Source organism: Pseudomonas sp. dw_612 (assembly GCF_018449725.1).
GTDB lineage: Bacteria > Pseudomonadota > Gammaproteobacteria > Pseudomonadales > Pseudomonadaceae > Aquipseudomonas.
On record NZ_JAAVVC010000012.1, the window covers coordinates 13,370 to 31,511 of the forward strand.

An 18,142-nucleotide genomic window follows, 5' to 3' on the forward strand; every position below is an offset into this window, starting at 1 on the left:
AGCGTCAAGCGGCAAGCCTCAAGAAAAAGCAGATCCAGCCTTTGCTTCTAACTTGCCGCTTGCCGCTTGCAACTTGCCGCTTAAACTTTCTTGTACAGCTGACTGCCTTCCTGCTTGAACCGCTCTGCCTGGTCCGCCAATCCCTGGGCGACTTCGGCATCGACGGTTTCGATCCGCTGGTTGGCCGCGTATTCGCGGACTTCCTGGGTGATTTTCATCGAGCAGAATTTCGGCCCGCACATGGAGCAGAAGTGCGCGACCTTGGCCGAATCCTTCGGCAGGGTTTCATCGTGATACGAACGGGCGGTATCCGGATCGAGGCCCAGGTTGAACTGGTCTTCCCAACGGAACTCGAACCGCGCCTTGCTCAAGGCATTGTCGCGAATCTGTGCGCCCGGATGCCCCTTCGCCAGATCGGCGGCATGCGCGGCGATCTTGTAGGTGATGATCCCGGTCTTCACGTCATCCTTGTTCGGCAGGCCCAAGTGTTCCTTCGGCGTGACGTAGCAGAGCATGGCGCAACCGAACCAGCCGATCATCGCCGCACCGATGCCGGAGGTGATGTGGTCGTAGCCCGGCGCGATGTCGGTGGTCAGCGGGCCGAGGGTGTAGAACGGCGCCTCGTCGCAGCACTCGAGCTGCTTGTCCATGTTCTCTTTGATCAACTGCATCGGCACGTGGCCCGGGCCTTCGATCATGCACTGCACGTCATGCTTCCAGGCAATCTTGGTCAGCTCGCCAAGGGTTTCCAGCTCACCGAATTGCGCCGCGTCGTTGGCGTCGGCAATCGAGCCCGGACGCAGGCCATCGCCCAGCGAGAAGCTGACGTCATAGGCCTTCATGATTTCGCAGATATCTTCGAAATGGGTGTAAAGGAAGTTCTCTTTGTGATGCGCCAGGCACCACTTGGCCATGATCGAACCGCCACGGGACACGATGCCGGTCACGCGTTTGGCGGTCAGTGGCACGTAGCGCAGCAACACACCGGCGTGGATGGTGAAGTAGTCGACGCCCTGCTCGGCCTGTTCGATCAGCGTGTCGCGGAACAGCTCCCAGGTCAGGTCTTCGGCGGCGCCGCCGACTTTTTCCAGCGCCTGATAAATCGGCACCGTACCGATCGGCACCGGCGAGTTGCGGATGATCCACTCGCGGGTTTCGTGAATGTGTTTGCCGGTGGACAGGTCCATGACCGTGTCCGAACCCCAGCGAATGCCCCAGGTCAGTTTCGCCACTTCCTCTTCGATGGACGAACCCAGGGCGCTGTTGCCGATGTTGCCGTTGATCTTCACCAGGAAGTTACGGCCGATGATCATCGGTTCCAGTTCGGTGTGGTTGATGTTGGCCGGAATGATCGCGCGGCCACGGGCGATTTCGTCACGGACAAATTCCGGGGTGATGATTTTCGGCACGCTGGCGCCGAAGCTGTGACCGGCGTGTTGCTGGTCCAGCAGCCCGGCGGCACGGGCCACTTCGAGCTTCATGTTTTCGCGGATGGCGACGTATTCCATCTCGGCGGTGATGATGCCTTTGCGCGCGTAGTGCATCTGGCTGACGTTGGCCCCGGCCTTGGCGCGGCGCGGGTTATTCACGTGGGCGAAACGCAGCTTGGTCAGCTCGGCATCGGCGAGGCGTTCCTGGCCGAAGTTGGAGCTCAGGCCGGGCAAGCGCTCGGTGTCGCCACGGGATTCGATCCACGGCGAGCGAATATCGCCCAGGCCTTTGCGCACGTCGATGATGACGTTGGGGTCGGTGTACGGGCCCGAGGTGTCGTACACGACAACCGGCGCGTTGATCTCACCGCCGAAGTCGGTCGGGGTCACGTCGAGGCTGATTTCGCGCATCGGCACGAGGATGTCCGGGCGGGAGCCCTGGACATAGATTTTTTGCGAGCGGGTAAACGGTTGAACCGACTGTTGATCGACTTGGGCCGAATCACTCAGGTTCGTCGTATTTTTTAGTTTTATCGTCATCACGGGCTCTCCAGACAGCATCCAGGCAGTGGAATTTTGTCGGAGTGAACCTGTAACGAATGGACGCGACCAATCAGCGAAAACAAAGCTGTTGGTGCTGTGCTCAGTGCTCGAGGGCTGTCGACTGTCGATTGTCGAACAACATCCCGGACGAAGCACAAGAGGACTCGCCGGGTGACGAGAAATCTTGTTCCCTACGCAGGCGCTAACCTGATCAGGTTCAACGGGATCCGAAATTATTCGATCTCAGCCTCATAGCAAGGCACCCCGACAAGAACCCGGCCAGTCTAGACACAACTGGCAAAGAACGCCAACACCGCGGTAAACACCATGATGAATGGCGCAATTACCAGATTGTTGCGGTACGCCCGTGCAACTACACTCCCTTCGCCGTGCTGCGCCTTGACGCTGTGCGGGCCGCGCCTTACCTTTGGCGCTCAAATTATCGGCGTAATTTTTTAGGGATGGCCTCATGCTGCGCAAACTCTCACTGGCCCTTGCCGTGTCTTGTGCGTCCAATGGAATGGCCTGGGCAGCAGAAGCGCCCTTATCCACCAAAACCGACCTGGTCAGCGTCTATCAGGAAGCGGTGGACAACAACGCCGACCTGGCAGCCGCCCGCGCCCAATACGGCGCGCAAAAAGAAGTCGTGCCCCAGGCCCGTGCCGGCCTGTTGCCCAACCTGTCGGGCGGGGCCAACCTGAGTTCGGTGCGCACCCAGCTCGATCAGCCGTCAGGCACCGCCAACCGCGATGCGCATTCGTATCAGGCGACGCTGGCCCAGCCGCTGTTCCGCGCCGATCGCTGGTTCCAGTTCCAGGCCGCCAAAGACGTCAACGAGCAAGCCTCGCTGCAACTGTCGGCCACCGAGCAGAACCTGATCCTGCAATCGGCGGAAAGCTATTTCAACGTGCTGCGCAGCCAGGACAACCTGGCCTCGACCAAGGCGGAAGAAGCGGCGTTCAAGCGCCAGCTCGACCAGTCCAACGAGCGCTTCGATGTGGGCCTGTCGGACAAGACCGACGTGCTGCAATCCCAGGCCAGTTACGACACCGCCCGGGCCAACCGAATCCTCGCCCAGCGCCAGGTGGATGACGCGTTTGAAGCGCTGATCACCCTGACCAACCGTCAGTACAACTCGATCCAGGGCATCGTCCATACGTTGCCGATCCTGCCGCCAGCGCCGAACGACGCCAAGGCCTGGGTCGACACCGCCGCCAAGCAGAACCTGAATCTGCTGGCCAGCAACTACGCGGTCAGCGCGGCCGAAGAAACCCTCAAGCAACGCAAGGCCGGCCACGCGCCGACCCTCGATGCGGTGGCGAAATACGAAAAGGGTGACAACGACGCGCTGGGCTTCAGCAACCCGAGCGCCTTCGGCCAGCCTTACGGCGGCAACGTCGAGCAGACCACCGTCGGCTTGCAAGTGAACATCCCGATCTACAGCGGCGGCCTGATCAACTCCCAGGTCCGCGAGTCCTATTCACGCCTTGACCAGACCGAGCAGCAGCGCGAGCAACTGCGCCGGCAAGTGGTGGAAAACACCCGCAACCTGCACCGCGCGGTGAACACCGATGTCGAACAGGTCCAGGCGCGCAAGCAGTCGATCATCTCCAACCAAAGCGCGGTGGAAGCGACGGAAATCGGTTATCAGGTGGGGACGCGCAACATCGTCGACGTGCTCGATGCCCAGCGCCAGCTCTACACCTCGGTGCGCAACTACAACAACACCCGCTACGACTACATCCTCGACAATCTGCGCCTGAAGCAAGCGGCGGGCACATTGAACCCGGGGGATTTGCAGGATTTGTCGCGCTACCTCAAGGCTGACTACAACCCGGATAAAGACTTCCTGCCACCGGACCTGGCCAAGGCTGCGGCTGAGCAACTCAAGGCCCGGCCTTAAAAGCAAAAGATCGCAGCCTTCGGCAGCTCCTACATTGGAATGCGTTTCCCTGTAGGAGCTGCCGAAGGCTGCGATCTTTTTGTTTCCGTCGCCCCGGGTTAGCGATCGATCAACCGCCCCAACCCATCCAACAACCGCTGCAACGCGCCCTGATTGGTGCGCATCACCTTCAACCCCGCCTCCGCCATCCGCTGCGCATCGCGCGGCAATTCGAACAAGCGCTGCACCGCCACCGCCAATCCTTCGGCGTCATCGACTTCAGCCAACGCCCCGGCACTGCGCAATTGCGCGGCGATTTCGAGGAAGTTGAACAAGTGCGGTCCGCTCAAAACAGGTTTGGCCAGCGCCGCCGGTTCCAGCAGGTTATGCCCACCATTCGGCACCAGGCTGCCGCCGACAAACGCGCTGTCAGCCAAGGCATAGAGAAACAGCAATTCGCCCATGGTGTCGCCCAGCAACACCGAAGTATCGGCAGTCACCGGTTCACCCGTGGATCGCCGCACCGTGGCGAAACCCTGCTGCTTGCACAACTCGAACACTGAATTGAAACGCTCCGGGTGACGCGGCACCAGAATCAGCAAGGTATCGGGATGGCTGGCCAGCAATTGACGATGGGCGGCCAGCACCACTTCGTCTTCCCCTTCGTGGGTGCTCGCGGCGATCCACACCGGACGTTCCATTGCCTGCCACTGCCCGCGCAACTCGACGGCGCGCTGGAGCAGTTGCGGGTCGATGGTCAGGTCGAATTTGATCGAGCCCGTGACTTCGACGGTTTCCGGCCGCGCGCCGAGTGAGCGGAAGCGCTCGGCCTCGGCCTCGGTCTGCACCGCGAACAGGCTCATCTCGGCCAGCATCGGCCCGGTCAGTTTATGGAAGCGGCCATAGCCCTTGGCCGAACGCTCGGACAATCGCGCATTGGCCAGCGCCACCGGGATGCCGCGCTTGGCGCACTGATGAATGTGGTTGGGCCACAGTTCGGTTTCCATGATCACCGCCAGTTTCGGCTGGACCCGATCCAGGAAGCGTGCCGCTGCGCACGGCAAGTCGTAGGGCAAATAGCAGTGCTGGATGCGCGGTTCATTGGCGAACAAGGCGTGGATGCGCTCCGAGCCGGTCGGGGTCATGCAGGTCACGGTGATCGGCAGCGTCGGATAACGTTGCAACAAGGCGCGAATCATCGGCGCCGCAGCAATGCTTTCGCCCACGGACACGGCGTGCACCCAAATGCCGCCCGGCTGCATCGTCGGCAACCCGTAGGAGAAGCGCTCGCCAATGCGCTTGGCATACGCCGGCGCCTTGCGCGAACGCAGCCAAAGCCGAATCGCTACCAATGGCAGCCCCAGGTAAAACAGCGCGGTGTAGAGAGTTCTATTCATGGCGGCGGAGTTTATCGGTTTTTCAGCCGATCGCCTGCAAGTGCACCGCAAAACGTTCGGCCAACCAACGCGCCGCCGGCCCGAGCGGTTCGTCGCGACGCCAGACCAACTCCACCACCAGCGCCGGCGGGGTCCATTCGCTGACCAGTTCGACCATCTGCCGTTGATACCCGGAGTACTGCACAACGTTGCGCGGCAACCAGGCCCAGCCGAGGCCACGCATCAGCAATTCGGCGATGACATAGAAGCTGTCCGCGCGCCAGACCTGCGGACTGGCCGGCTCGCTACCGGGATAGACGCTGGATTGCGCGGCCATCAGCAATTGCCGATGTTGGGCCAGTTGCTGGCAGTTGACCTCATCCAGCACCGCCAGCGGATGACCGACGCCACACACCGTGACCATTTCAATACTGCCCAGCACCCGGCGCTCCAGCGCTTCAGGAATCTGGTCGTGGTAGAACAGCAAACCGAGGTCGGCACGCCGCTCCAACAGTTTTCGCGCTACATCGCCCTGGGTGCCGTTGGACAATTGCACTTCCAGGCTGGGGAACTGCACCGCGAGCGCGCTGAGGCTATCGACGATCGGCTGAAACGGCATCGCTTCATCCTGGGCCAGGCGGATACGCGCTTCTTGCCCACGCATCATCGCCAGCGCCCGGCCGTTCAGGCGTTCGCACTGACGAAGCACCTCCCGCGCCTCTTCGAGCAGGGCACCGCCGGCCTCGGTCAGCTTCGGTTGGCGGCCACTGCTGCGGTCGAACAGGCTCACGCCCAAGTCCTCCTCCAGCAACGCAATCGAACTGCTGACCGCCGACTGCGCCTTGCGCTGATCCCGCGCCACCGCCGAAAACGACCGTTGCTCCGCTACGCTGACAAACAAGCGCAGCTGTTCCAGATTCCATTGCGTATTCATGGCTCAACCCATCTTCAATACAGATAGGTAATGACTTTACCGCATCTGAAGAGTCTCTAGAATGCCGAGCTCAGAGAGCAACACTTCATACGAGGATTACACCATGACCGCTTACTACTACCTGGCCATCGCCATCTGCGCCGAAGTGATTGCCACTGTTTCGATGAAAGCGGTCAAAGGCTTCAGCACGCCCCTGCCGCTGATCCTGGTCATTGTTGGCTACGGCATCGCCTTCTGGATGCTGACCCTTGTCGTGCGCAGCGTGCCGGTGGGTGTGGCGTACGCGGTGTGGGCCGGGATGGGAATTGTGATGGTCAGTGTGGCGGCGCTGTTTATTTATGGACAGAAGCTGGATGTGCCGGCGATGTTGGGGATGGCGCTCATCGTGCTCGGTGTTGTGGTGATTCAACTCTTCTCCAAAACCGCCGGCCATTAAGATCCGAAGTGCAATCCATTGTGGGAGCGGGCTTGCTCGCGAAAGCGGTGTGTCAGATAACTTCAATGTCGACTGATACACCGCTTTCGCGAGCAAGCCCGCTCCCACAGGGGTTTTGCATCCACCCGATTGATCACCGACAAATCCCCTCTTCTTCGAGTCTGTATACTGCGCCCTCGTCTTGAACACTGAGGTCGCTGCATGCCATCCGTTATTTCCACCGACGTTCTGATTGTCGGCGCTGGTGTCGCCGGCCTCTGGCTCAATGCGCGCTTGCGTCGCCAGGGTTTTTCGACCGTGCTGGTGGAAAGTGCCAGCCTCGGCGGCGGGCAGAGCGTGAAGTCCCAGGGCATCATCCACGGCGGCGCCAAGTACGCGTTGCACGGCGCCCTGACCGGCGCCTCGGAAGCCATCGCCGACATGCCGCGCCGCTGGCGTGAAGCGCTGGCCGGTGACGGTGAGCTGGACCTGAGCGGCGTGCGCCTGTTGTCCGAAGCCCATTACCTCTGGTCCCCGGGCACGATCGCCGGCAACCTCACCAGTTTCTTCGCCAGCAAAGCCGTGCGCGGGCGGGTCGATCAGGTCAAGGGCGATCAACTGCCGCCAGCGCTGCAAGACAAGCGTTTCAAGGGCAAGGTGTATCGCTTGGCGGAACTGGTGATCGACGTGCCAAGCCTGATCCAGCGTCTGGCCGATCTGGCCGGTGACGGCTTGCTCGCCGGGCAAACCATCGAACCGTTGCTGGAAGGTGGCATTCTGGTGGGCCTGACCGTCGACGGTCGTGAGATTCGCGCCCAGCGCATCGTCCTCAGCGCCGGTGCCGGTACGGCCGCGCTGCTCGAAGCACTGGGGCTGAGCCAGCCCGCCATGCAGCGCCGGCCGTTGCACATGATCATCGCCAAAGGCCCGAGCCTCAAACCGCTGTACGCCCACTGCCTGGGTGGCGGCACCAAACCGCGCATCACCGTGACCACTCACCCGGCCGCCGATGGCCAATGGGTCTGGTACCTGGGCGGCGATATTGCCGAAGCCGAAGGCGTGGCCCGCGAACCCGCCGAGCAAATCGCCACGGCGCAAAAAGAACTCGGTCAGTTGCTGCCCTGGATTGACCTGAGCACCGTGCAATGGGCGACCTTGCGCGTGGACCGCGCCGAGCCATTGCAAACAGGCCTGACCCGCCCGGACAACGCGTTCCTGGCCGAGCAGGGGCGGTTGCTTGTCGGCTGGCCGACCAAACTGGCGCTGGCGCCGGACTTCGCTGATCGCGTCATCGCCAGCCTGACCCGCGACGGCATTCAACCCGGCCCGGCGGCGCCTCTGCCCGATCTGCCAAAACCACCGATGGGCATTCCAGCCTGGGAGCAACTGCTGCCATGAGCGTAAAGACCCTGCACGACCTGCATCGCCCACTGGGCAGCACCGGCCTGCTGGTTTCGCCCCTGGGCCTGGGCACGGTAAAACTGGGCCGCGACCAGGGCGTGAAATACCCCAACGGCTTCCAGATCCCCGGCGATGACGAAGCGCGGAGGCTGCTCAAACTCGCCCGCGATATGGGCATCAACCTGATCGACACCGCCCCGGCCTACGGCCGCAGCGAAGAGCGCCTCGGCCCGTTGCTGCGCGGTCAGCGTCAAGAGTGGGTGATCGTCAGCAAGGCCGGCGAAGAATTTGCCGACGGCCAGTCGAGCCACGATTTCAGCGCCGCTCACACCCGGCTCTCGGTGGAACGCAGCCTGCAACGTCTGGAAACGGATTTTATCGACCTGGTGCTGGTGCACTCCGACGGCAACGACCTTGCGATCCTCAACGACTGCGAAGTCTACGCAACCCTCGCCGAGCTCAAGGCCGAAGGCAAGATTCGCGGTTTCGGCTTTTCCGGCAAAACCGTTGAAGGTGGCTTGAAGGCTCTGGAACAAGGTGATTGCGCCATGGTCACCTACAATCTCAACGAACAGAACGAGAAAGCCGTCATTGACTATGCTGCTTCCCACGGCAAAGCGATCCTGGTGAAAAAAGCCCTCGCCAGCGGTCACGTCTGCCTCAGCCCCGGCGTGGACCCGGTGCGCGCCAGCTTCGAGTTGTTGTTTGAACATCCGGGCGTTGCCAGTGCTATTGTCGGGACCATCAATCCGCTGCACCTCGCCCACAACGTCGCGACCGTTGCCCAGGTCCTACGTAGAAACTGATGCCGCCCACGCGGCCTTAAGCAGGAGCCGACATGCCGCGTACGCTCATTAGAAAGAACCCGAGCAACTTCAAGACCCTGCCGTTATTCGTCGAAGCGACGCCCGAAGGCCTGAGCTATCAAAGCGTCGGGATGCCGCTCAATTTCTCTCAGACTTTGCAACGTCGTCGCCCGGTGGCCGTGGCCGATACCGAGCGCTTTGCTCTGGAACTGGCCAATCTCGGTGTGTCGGTGCGCCTGACCCTGCATTGGCAAAATCGCGATTACTGGGTGTTGGTGCGTCAGCGTCGGCAGGACCGTGGCGACGTGGTGCTCAAGCTGATTTCCGGCTACGTGCCGGCCCATGAGTTGAACCTGCCGCTGCACACGGCGATCCAGGAGATTGCCGAAGAGTGCCTGCTGGAAACCCCGGAAGGCTGGCTCAGCGGGCGTTTCAACGACACCTGGCTGCCAGCGCCCTACTCGTCCGCCCTGCATTATCGCGAAGCCCTGCCGTTTCGCCTGACCCCGTTATCCGGCGCGGCGCGACCGGTGCGTTGCGCCAGCATGCAATTGATCGAGCGGCCGCGGGCCTACGTGCACTTGCCAACCGCGTCCTTGCAATTGATCTACGATCTGCGCCTGGACGTGCCCAAGGAAGCCAAGTCACTGAGCCTGTTCCATGTCGACGAGCGTCTGGAGGGCGATCAACTGGTGGCACGACTGGATCGCAAGCGTCCGGACTTGTACTTGATGCCGCTCAAGGATGGCGTGCCACTTCCCGAGCTGTACACCCTCAAGCGCGACCAGCTATTGCCGGCCAGCACTCGCGGGCTGTATCTGGCGGAAAGCTTTGCCACCCAGGAAGGCTGGGTGGTTCGTGAAGAACGGATTCGCTGGAAGGACTGGGTCGTACAACAAGGCCTGGCGGTGCCGAAAGACAAGCGACAAGGGTTGGTCAAACTCGGCGCCAAAGCCTTGCAACTGGTGCGTCTGGTTCGCAGACGCTAGAGGACGTTCAGTTCGACCGGCGCTTGTCCATCATCGTGCGTAACCGCGCGAACAGGTGGAAGTAGCGATTCTCTCGCTTGCCCATCCCTCGCTTGGGCGAGAACGACTCGTCCGCGAACGCGCCGGTGATGCGCACACGCGAAGCCGTGGTGTCGAGGGTGCAGACTTTGGCCCCGGCCTGCTGCAGCACGTATTTGAGCAGCCGCTCGGAGTGCAGCTTTCTTCCCGTCGCCTTGCAAAAATCGAAGATGCGCTCAATCCGCTTGCCATAGGCCTTGTAGGTATCACGCCCACAAATGGCAAAACGATCGTTCAAGCCGCCCCACCACTGCCAATCCGGAACGTAGACATTCAACCGCCGGGCCTCGGCGTGATTGAACACATACCCCGGAAGCGGTGAGTGATAGAAATTGTCAGGACGCACGAAGACGACGAAATCAGGATTGAACGACTCCATCATGGTCGTGACGGTGTGCAGTGAATTGAGCTGATAGATCAGGTTGCGCAGGGACGCGTGTTCATCCGCCCAGGTATCACCGAGCGCTTTCACCCGTTCGAAGTCCCAGCGTTCCAGCACACCGTCCGTTGAGTCGAGGACACCGGTCATCGACTGGAAAACTTCGTAGTTGTCCGCGCTCAACTCGCCCTTTTCACCTGAACGCTGGTTCTGGATCTCTTCGATTTTATAGAGGTGGTAAAAGCACTTTACGTTGCTGTCCGCCGGGAGCTGCGCAAGCACGTTTTCTTGAATGGACGGAAAGCAGATTTCCGAGTTTCTTGGAATACCAAAAAACGCCACCGCGATATTTAACACTCAACTGCTCCCTGGAAAAATAATCGACCTCTTCACGGCGCCTTGCTGGCAACCACGTCGCACCTGCCCCTTCACTTGCGACGAAACATGAATTGCCACCAGCGCCGACGCTGCAAGGGTACGACGATGACATCTGACTTGAGCAACCAGTCGCGCTCGTAGTCCCAGGCATGCCCGCCCCAGAACTTCCCCGCCTCGTTGGAAAAACCCAACGTCATTAGCTGGTAGGTATAACCGACATGGCTGCGCAGCCAGTCAAATAGCACCAGTGCATTGAAGCCCGTGGAAGGTCCGACGTAGCGCTTGCCCCCCGGCCGGTCGACCGGGTAATTCCACAGCGGCGGCAGCGGGATACGCTCCCAGAACAGCGCCACTTGCGCCAAGGCACACATTGCCGCCGTGCTGCCGACCAGCATCGTGAAACAACGCGCGTCAGGGTTTTTGAACAGTTGCTGCACCTGCGGCCCATAGGGAAGGCCGAAAAAATAAGCGTCCGGCGCATTGAACCCATGCACGAACACATTGACGCTCTGCGGGCAAAGCAGTTCTGATTTTGCACAGGTATTGAAACTGACAACCACGTCATCGGCGCCGATATTCAGCGCCTGGAAATCGGTCGCGGTGATCGCCGGGTTGTTGGCCACAAGCACCACCCGGGCGGCATTACGCAAGCACGCTTTCAGCTCGGGCGGTAATCCGTCGATGACGGATTGATGGCCGCCGGGCATCGCATCCAGCGCCATTTTCTCGCTGGCATGTGGCAGTTGAGAATCGGTCATTTACCCTGAAACCTTCATCCCGTGGCGTAGCTTGACCCACAGGCGAGTGAACGCTGAAGGCGGTTTCCAGGGACGCATTTCACGCTCGATTTCAGCGGCAAGGGCACGCCCCACACGCGCGAAGGAATACTGACTCTCGGCAAACGCCTGCCCGTTACGGGCGATACGAGACGCTAACTCGGGGTCACTCTCAAGCAGTTTGAGTTTTTCCACCGCTTCGTCTTCGGAGCGATAGAACACGGTGTTGTGCATATCCTGAAAACCCAACAGCCCGTCTTCCTCACCCTGGCTCCAGGCCAGCAGCACACAACCGCAAGCCATGGCTTCGAAGTTCTTGATCATGAATTCGCCCATGCCGATATCGGCACTGACAAAAACCCTGATGCGATTGAGCGTTTCCAGATACTCGGCACCGGATTTGGTCCGGGTCACCAGCATGCCGGTACGCCGAGACAGGGATTCAAGAACCGCTTTGCGCTGCGCGTACTCGGTACTTTTCAGGCTGCCCAGAAAACCGATCGGAATGTCGCGAGGACCGTCGAGATTGCGCAGCATCTGTTCGTCATATCCCTTGGAGACGAACACCGCATCGATGTTTTCAGCCTGCATCCGACGCGCGACAACAGCACCCGACACCAGCACTCGAGCACTGGGGAGACGACTGTACAGGCGCGAATAGACATGCTGGTACTTACTGCCAGGCATGTAGTTTTGATAGGCGTCATGCTCAAGAAAGATCAGCCCGGAAATACACTTCAGCACACTGAGTTGTGGGGAGAGGCGCTTGACCCTCGAGAAAATCACAACCCGGTCAAAGTTCTGATAATTGACCGAAGCGAGGAAGGGACCGAGATTCATCTGTTGCAGTTTGCTTAGGCGATAGATCACGCAATCAGTGCAGTTCTGCTGCACGATTTCATACAGGCGATCCAATATGACGCGCTGCTCATCCATCACCAGGAGCATGACTTTCATAAATTAATGTACCAAGAGAAAAACAGGTAAGCGCACGGGGCATGTACCGGCCAGCAGGCACGGACGCTGGCGTACAGCCAGGCCCGTTCCTGTGTCATGCATGAAGGAAGTGTTCATCCCGTCAACGGCTGCGGATTTTCTCGACAATCGCCGTCGTCGAGCTGTTTTCCACCAACCCCAGCACTTTCACCGTCCCACCGTAAGCGGTCACGATGTCAGCGCCAACGACCTGATTGATCCCGTAGTCCCCCCCCTTGACCAGAACGTCCGGCTTGACTTCACGCAACAGGTTTTCCGGGGTGCCTTCAGGGAAACTGATCACCCAATCCACCGCCCCCAGACCTGCCAGCACCGCCATGCGACGGTCGACACTGTTGATCGGGCGCCCCGGCCCTTTCAGACGACTCACCGACGCGTCATCGTTGACTGCAACGATCAAACGATCGCCTTGGGCGCGTGCCTGCTCGAGGTAGGTCACGTGACCAGCATGCAGAATGTCGAAGCAGCCATTGGTGAAGACGATCTTCTCTTTATGCGCACGCGCATCGTCGACTGCCAGCAACAACTGCTCAAGACCCAACACACCGCGCTCGGACCCTTCTTCCCGCTGGATCGCGCGACGCAACTCAGGGGCACTGATGGCCGCCGTACCGAGTTTGCCGACCACGATGCCTGCCGCCAGATTGGCCAATGCCACCGCGTGCGGCAGTTCTTCGCCGGCAGCAATCGCGGCCGCCAGCGTGGAAATCACCGTGTCGCCGGCACCGGTTACGTCAAATACTTCACGGGCCCGGGCAGGCAGGTGCAGCGCCGGATGATCCGGGCGCAGCAGGGTCATGCCGTGCTCGCCACGGGTCACCAGCAAGGCGCCGAGGTCCAGGTCGTGCATCAACTGTGCACCCTTGCTCACCAACTCGTGCTCATCGGCGCAGCCGCCGACGATCGTCTCGAATTCACTGAGGTTCGGGGTAATCAGACTCGCGCCACGGTAGATCGAAAAATCCTTGCCCTTGGGGTCGGCCAGCACCGGAATACCACGGGCACGGGCGGCCTGAATCAGCACCTGGTGGTTTTTCAACGCGCCTTTGCCGTAATCGGACAGGACCAGTACCTTGACGCCTTCAAGCAATTCTTCGACCTGCCCCGTCAACGCCAGAGCGTCGGTGGCGAACGGTTCTTCGAAATCGATACGCAGCAATTGCTGGTGACGGCTCATGACCCGCAGCTTGACGATGGTCGGCTGGTGCGCAATGCGTTGGAACAACGCCCGAACGCCGGCACCCTTGAGGCTATTGACCAAGCTGTCGGCGGCTTCATCGTCGCCGGTCACGCCGACCAGCGAAGCCGGCGCACCGAGGGCGGCAATGTTCAGCGCAACGTTCGCGGCACCGCCCGGGCGGTCCTCGATTTGCTCGACCTTGACGACCGGAACAGGTGCCTCAGGAGAAATCCGAGAGGTACCACCATGCCAGTAACGGTCGAGCATGACATCGCCGACCACCAAGACAGGGGCTTGATCGAATCGCGGCATGGACAACTTCATGGAGCAACCCGCATACAAAATTAACAGGGGCGCGATACTAACACAGGGAAAAGCGCCGTCCGCCTCAATCTGAAAGGTCGCGCACCCAGAACAATTCATGGCGTCGCACGGCCTTGCGGAAAAACTCGTTGCTGCCCGTGGCCGGCCAGCGCCGACCGGCCAATACCTGCTGAATCAGACGTCGCAACTGACGCTTGAAAACCGGAGCCTCTTGCAAGTCGTGCTCCATCGCCAGTGCCATGGCCTTGTCCAGTTGCACGTCCCGGGACAGCAGTGGACTCCACAGTTTGTCGGCAGGCAACGGTTCGATGGCCGGCGGCAAAGCGATACCGGCACCGGCAAGCCCCATGGGCCAGCGGTCGTTGTCATGCAGATGATTGGCGTACATCAGCAAGGTCGCGGGTTTCCAGGCGCTGGCAGCGATGGCCTCAAGCACCGCACGGGTTGAAGCGACGTGATCGCTGTGCGGGTCCAGTTCGGGATGGGGCGTCACCACCACTTCGGGGCGAAAATGCTCCAACAGGGCGACCAGGTCGGCGATCAGGTTTTGCCAGGTCGGCGCCCCATCGATATCGGCGGGCAAACTCAACGGGTTTTGCCGGCGCACAGGGCGAATATCAGTGTCTGCAGATTCCCGCGAGCCAAACGACTTGGCAGGCTCTTCGGCCATCAACGGCAATTGAAGGCAGTAGTAACCCAATTGCACGCAGCGGTTGACGGGCACGCCACCCCACAGCGGAATGGCCAGGCTGTCCCAACTGCGCAGGCGCCCTTTCAGGCGCGCCGCCTGAGACTCGCTCAGCCCCAGACGCTGAAAATGCTCGGCCTCGATTTCACCCTGAGTCAGGGTAACGATGCTGACCTCTTCACTGCGACTGTAAAGACCGAACGCGGCCAGTTCGGCATCATCGGCGTGGGGCGCCAGAATCATCACGCGCCGCTGCGCATAATCGGGATTGGCCATGACCCACAGCGTGCCTGCGGCAGCCAGGGTGCAATAACGTCCACGTATCGCCAGCGAGCTTTGGGCAAGCATCGCGCCCTGCCCGGAGAGATTAAGGAAGCGCCGTCCTTTGACGCCACGCTCGAACTCCTGACGGTCGTCGCCCACCTGGACAAACGGGTCCAGCCAGCGCCCCAGCCACGTGGTTTTCACTTCAAGTTCGAGTATGAGGGTTTCGCCTTCGGCGAGCGGTTCGCTCAGACGCACCGAGCCCGCCTCAAGATTCACCGTCTGATGCGGGGTGCCGCTGGGAAAACGGTACTGATAGTCGTCAGCGGCCCGGTAAAACAGGTGATCGGCAAACCACGCCTCATGAGCGATCCAGGCCAGCACCAACAAAAGCGGCACCATCCACCAACCCAGCCAGAAACCGAGCAGCGCCAGCACCAGCAGAAAAGCGACGAGAAATACTCGCTTGTTGCGCCGATGAGCCTTGAGAAGCCGTTGTTTGCGAGCACTCATGAATTAGACCCGGTAGACCGGCACCTTATGGCACCAGCGATCCTTATATTCGCGGTCGGCACGACCGAATGAATAACGCAGAACCTTGCCCAACGCGCGCGCCTCTTCCCAGGCCTGCTGGGTGTTGACGAAGCTGAGCACGCTACCCGGGCTGAATTCGCGGCTTTGAGGGTCGACACCGCCGTTGATGTATTCCAGGGAAACCCATTGCGGCGCATCGACGCGGTACAGAATCTGGGTCGCGATGGGCACCGAATCCAACATCACCACCGAGCCGGTCATGAACTCACGCAGCAAGGTGAACACCTCCGCCAACCCCGCCTTCCCGGGAACGTCAAACCCCCAGCGACGCTGGAACAGATCCCCGTATGCGGCGGCCTGCTCCTGCGGTGACAGGTCAGACATCGGAATCAGCGTGCCACCCGCCTCTTCCAGCAGACGCTGTTCACGCCGCTGGTTGTAGCGAAACTTCTTTGAATAGTCTTCAGGTGCCCGTGCCAGGGCCAGCCCTTGGGGGAGGTCGCGCAAGGTGCTGATCTGTCGGGCATTGAGCTCGGACACATACGCCATGCGCTGACGCACCGGTACTTCAACGTCCGCAGCAATGGGCAGAATGATCTCCGCATTGCCCATGTCCAGCAGCCCGCGCTTGCCTTCGCGCTTGAGCACGTCCTTGGACAAGGCAACATGGCGACCCCAGCAAGGAACGGCGGCTACGACAGCACCGTCGACGATCCAGCCCAGGTAACGCAACTCGATGCCGACGAACCTCGACAAGCGCTCCACCACCTCAGGGTGAGTGGCGACGCTGCCGCCAAACCGCTGCCACGCCTGCTCGTAGGCACTACGGTCGATCTCGGTCCAGCCACGCTCACGCCACGTGCGGAGCAGGCTCAACATGCGCCAATCACGTGCGGCGCTTGCACCTCGTCACCCTCTTTGAACTCTTTGGCGTGCAGGCGCGAGTAATAGCCATTAAGCGCCAACAGCTCCACGTGGGTGCCGCGCTCGACAATCTGTCCTTCATCCATGACCAGGATCAGGTCGGCTTTCTCGATGGTGGTCAAACGGTGGGCAATCACCAGGGTCGTGCGGTTTTTCACCACTTGGTCCAGGGCGGCCTGAATATGCCGCTCGGACTCGGTGTCGAGGGCGGAGGTCGCCTCGTCGAGAATCAGCACCGGCGCATTCTTGAGCAAGGCCCGAGCAATGGCGATGCGTTGGCGCTGGCCGCCGGACAGCAGCACGCCGTTTTCACCGACCATGGTTTCATAACCCTGGGGCATCTTGACGATGAACTCATCGGCATAGGCCTCCAAGGCGGCCCGACGCACTTCCTCGACCGGCGCGCCAGCGAGGTCGCCGTAGGCGATGTTGTTGGTCACGGTGTCGTTGAACAGCGTGACCTGCTGAGTGACCAGGGCAATCTGCCGACGAAGGCTGCGCAACGTGAATTCCTGGACCCGCATGCCATCGAGCAGGATCTGCCCTTGTTCATGCTGGTAGAAGCGCGGGATCAGGCTGGCCAGGGTGGACTTGCCACTGCCGGAGCGCCCGACCAGTGCGACCATCTGCCCCGGCTCGACGATAAAGCTAATGTCATTGAGCACCCGCTTGTCGCTTTCCGGGTACTGGAAGCTGAGGTTGCGTACTTCCAGACGACCTTCAAGGCGATCGTAGTCGACCGTGCCCTGATCGACTTCCGCCGGCTCATCCAGCTGCTCGAAAATACTCTCGGCACCCGCCACACCCTTCTGGATGGTGGAGCTGACTTCAGAGAGCTGACGAATCGGCTTGGGCAGCAGGCCCGCCATAGTGATGTAGGCCACCAGGTCGCCGGGCGATGCGTCGCCACGCAGGTACAACACCAAGAACATGACCACGGCCATGGCGCTGTAAGTCACCAACTGCAGCATTGGCGTGTACACGGCGCCGGTCTTGGTCATCGCCAGTTGCTTGTCGGTATTGCTCTGGCTGGCGTCCTTGAAGCGAACCTTTTCATAGGTTTCGCCGCCGAAGCTACGCACCACGCGATAGCCGTGGATGGTCTCGGATGCAACGTGGGTGACGTTGCCCATCGAAACCTGAATCTTTTTGCTTTGCTTGCGAAATTTACGGCTGGTGCTGTTCACCATCATGCCAATCAACGGCAGGATGGCCAGCATCACCAGCGTCAGTTTCCAGTTCATCCACAACAGCGTGCAGAACAGGAAAATCACGGTCATGCCTTCACGGATCACCACTTTGATCGCATCGGTAGCAGCACCGGTGACCATGGTGACGTTAAAGGTGATACGAGAAATCAGGTGACCGGAGTTGTTCTTGTCGAAGAAGCGGTTCGGCAGCTCCAGCAACTTGTTGAACAGCACCACGCGCAAATCGTGGACCAGGCCCAGGGAAACCCGCGCCAGGAAGAAGTTACCCAAATAAGACCCTACCCCCTGCCAGATCGCGATCACGACGATCATCAAGGGTACGGTTTCAAGCAACTGCAACTTGCCCAGATAAGGGTTCCCGGGAAACAGACTGGCCTCAGGATTGGCCAGGCCGTCGACGAAATACTTGAGGATATAAGCGAGCATCGGTTGGGTCGATGCGAAGATCAAAAACCCGACGATGCTCAGCAGGAACAGGCCCACGTAAGGCTTTACGTAAGCCAAAAGGCGGAAATAGATCGCCAGCGTAGACTGGGGTTTCGGTTCAGGACTGCTCATAAGAATCCGCGCAAATCAGTGAGGAGCGGATGATATCACACGCCCCTTTTTCCCCAATGAACATGACGGCGGGCCA

15 protein-coding genes and 1 riboswitch are annotated in these 18,142 nt (G+C 60.5%); of the genes, 5 read left to right on the forward strand and 10 right to left on the reverse strand.

Annotation, left to right across the window (positions count from 1 at the left end; translation table 11 throughout):
* Positions 1 to 80: 80 nt before the first annotated feature.
* Positions 81 to 1,970: a phosphomethylpyrimidine synthase ThiC gene (thiC, locus tag HB680_RS18760; RefSeq protein WP_213940048.1), complete on the reverse strand. Its 1,890-nt coding sequence runs from the start codon at positions 1,968 to 1,970 to the stop codon at positions 81 to 83.
* 174 nt (positions 1,971 to 2,144) lie between these two features.
* Positions 2,145 to 2,250, reverse strand: a riboswitch (TPP riboswitch).
* A gap of 192 nt (positions 2,251 to 2,442) precedes the next feature.
* On the opposite strand from thiC, the gene HB680_RS18765 reads away from it, so the two are divergent.
* A complete protein-coding gene (locus HB680_RS18765) occupies positions 2,443 to 3,876 on the forward strand; it encodes a TolC family outer membrane protein (RefSeq protein WP_123402461.1) in 1,434 nt (477 codons plus the stop codon).
* A 98-nt stretch (positions 3,877 to 3,974) separates the two neighbouring features.
* On the opposite strand, the gene waaA is transcribed toward HB680_RS18765, so the two are convergent.
* Both waaA and HB680_RS18775 read right to left on the reverse strand, forming a co-directional pair.
* Complete coding sequence (waaA, locus tag HB680_RS18770) at positions 3,975 to 5,252, reverse strand: lipid IV(A) 3-deoxy-D-manno-octulosonic acid transferase (protein WP_213940049.1); 1,278 nt, start codon at positions 5,250 to 5,252, stop codon at positions 3,975 to 3,977.
* 22 nt (positions 5,253 to 5,274) lie between these two features.
* The gene (locus tag HB680_RS18775) at positions 5,275 to 6,165 is read right to left on the reverse strand and encodes a LysR family transcriptional regulator (RefSeq protein ID WP_213940050.1); all 891 of its coding nucleotides are present in this window, start codon (positions 6,163 to 6,165) and stop codon (positions 5,275 to 5,277) included.
* Between the two features lie 103 nt (positions 6,166 to 6,268).
* Between HB680_RS18775 and HB680_RS18780 the strand changes: the two genes are divergently transcribed.
* The 4 genes from HB680_RS18780 to HB680_RS18795 all read left to right on the forward strand — a co-directional run bounded on the left by HB680_RS18780 (position 6,269) and on the right by HB680_RS18795 (position 9,776).
* Positions 6,269 to 6,601 carry a multidrug efflux SMR transporter gene (locus HB680_RS18780; RefSeq protein ID WP_008027887.1) on the forward strand — a complete coding sequence of 111 codons (333 nt, stop codon included), beginning with the start codon at positions 6,269 to 6,271 and terminating at the stop codon, positions 6,599 to 6,601.
* Positions 6,602 to 6,802: 201 nt separating this feature from the next.
* Positions 6,803 to 7,978, forward strand: a complete 1,176-nt coding sequence (locus HB680_RS18785) for an FAD-dependent oxidoreductase (protein WP_213940051.1) — start codon at positions 6,803 to 6,805, stop codon at positions 7,976 to 7,978.
* Positions 7,975 to 8,787, forward strand: coding sequence for an aldo/keto reductase (locus HB680_RS18790; RefSeq protein ID WP_213940052.1), 813 nt, complete (start codon positions 7,975 to 7,977; stop codon positions 8,785 to 8,787). Before HB680_RS18785 ends, HB680_RS18790 begins: the two co-directional genes overlap by 4 nt.
* Before the next feature lie 32 nt (positions 8,788 to 8,819).
* A complete protein-coding gene (locus HB680_RS18795) occupies positions 8,820 to 9,776 on the forward strand; it encodes a metal ABC transporter ATPase (protein ID WP_213940053.1) in 957 nt (318 codons plus the stop codon).
* Between the two features lie 7 nt (positions 9,777 to 9,783).
* Here the strand turns inward: HB680_RS18795 and HB680_RS18800 are convergent, their stop codons facing one another.
* The 7 genes from HB680_RS18800 to msbA all read right to left on the reverse strand — a co-directional run bounded on the left by HB680_RS18800 (position 9,784) and on the right by msbA (position 18,066).
* On the reverse strand, positions 9,784 to 10,590 hold the full coding sequence (locus HB680_RS18800) for a hypothetical protein (RefSeq protein WP_213940054.1): 807 nt from the start codon (positions 10,588 to 10,590) through the stop codon (positions 9,784 to 9,786).
* 71 nt (positions 10,591 to 10,661) lie between these two features.
* Positions 10,662 to 11,369, reverse strand: coding sequence for a hypothetical protein (locus HB680_RS18805; RefSeq protein WP_213940055.1), 708 nt, complete (start codon positions 11,367 to 11,369; stop codon positions 10,662 to 10,664).
* Complete coding sequence (locus HB680_RS18810; protein ID WP_213940056.1) at positions 11,370 to 12,344, reverse strand: glycosyltransferase; 975 nt, start codon at positions 12,342 to 12,344, stop codon at positions 11,370 to 11,372. It lies immediately after the preceding gene.
* Between the two features lie 121 nt (positions 12,345 to 12,465).
* A complete protein-coding gene (gene hldE, locus HB680_RS18815; RefSeq protein ID WP_213940057.1) occupies positions 12,466 to 13,887 on the reverse strand; it encodes a bifunctional D-glycero-beta-D-manno-heptose-7-phosphate kinase/D-glycero-beta-D-manno-heptose 1-phosphate adenylyltransferase HldE in 1,422 nt (473 codons plus the stop codon).
* 64 nt (positions 13,888 to 13,951) lie between these two features.
* A complete protein-coding gene (locus HB680_RS18820) occupies positions 13,952 to 15,352 on the reverse strand; it encodes a PIG-L family deacetylase (protein WP_213940058.1) in 1,401 nt (466 codons plus the stop codon).
* A gap of 3 nt (positions 15,353 to 15,355) precedes the next feature.
* On the reverse strand, positions 15,356 to 16,252 hold the full coding sequence (locus HB680_RS18825) for a GNAT family N-acetyltransferase (protein ID WP_213940059.1): 897 nt from the start codon (positions 16,250 to 16,252) through the stop codon (positions 15,356 to 15,358).
* Complete coding sequence (msbA, locus tag HB680_RS18830) at positions 16,246 to 18,066, reverse strand: lipid A export permease/ATP-binding protein MsbA (RefSeq protein ID WP_213940060.1); 1,821 nt, start codon at positions 18,064 to 18,066, stop codon at positions 16,246 to 16,248. Before msbA ends, HB680_RS18825 begins: the two co-directional genes overlap by 7 nt.
* Between the last annotated feature and the right edge of the window lie 76 nt (positions 18,067 to 18,142).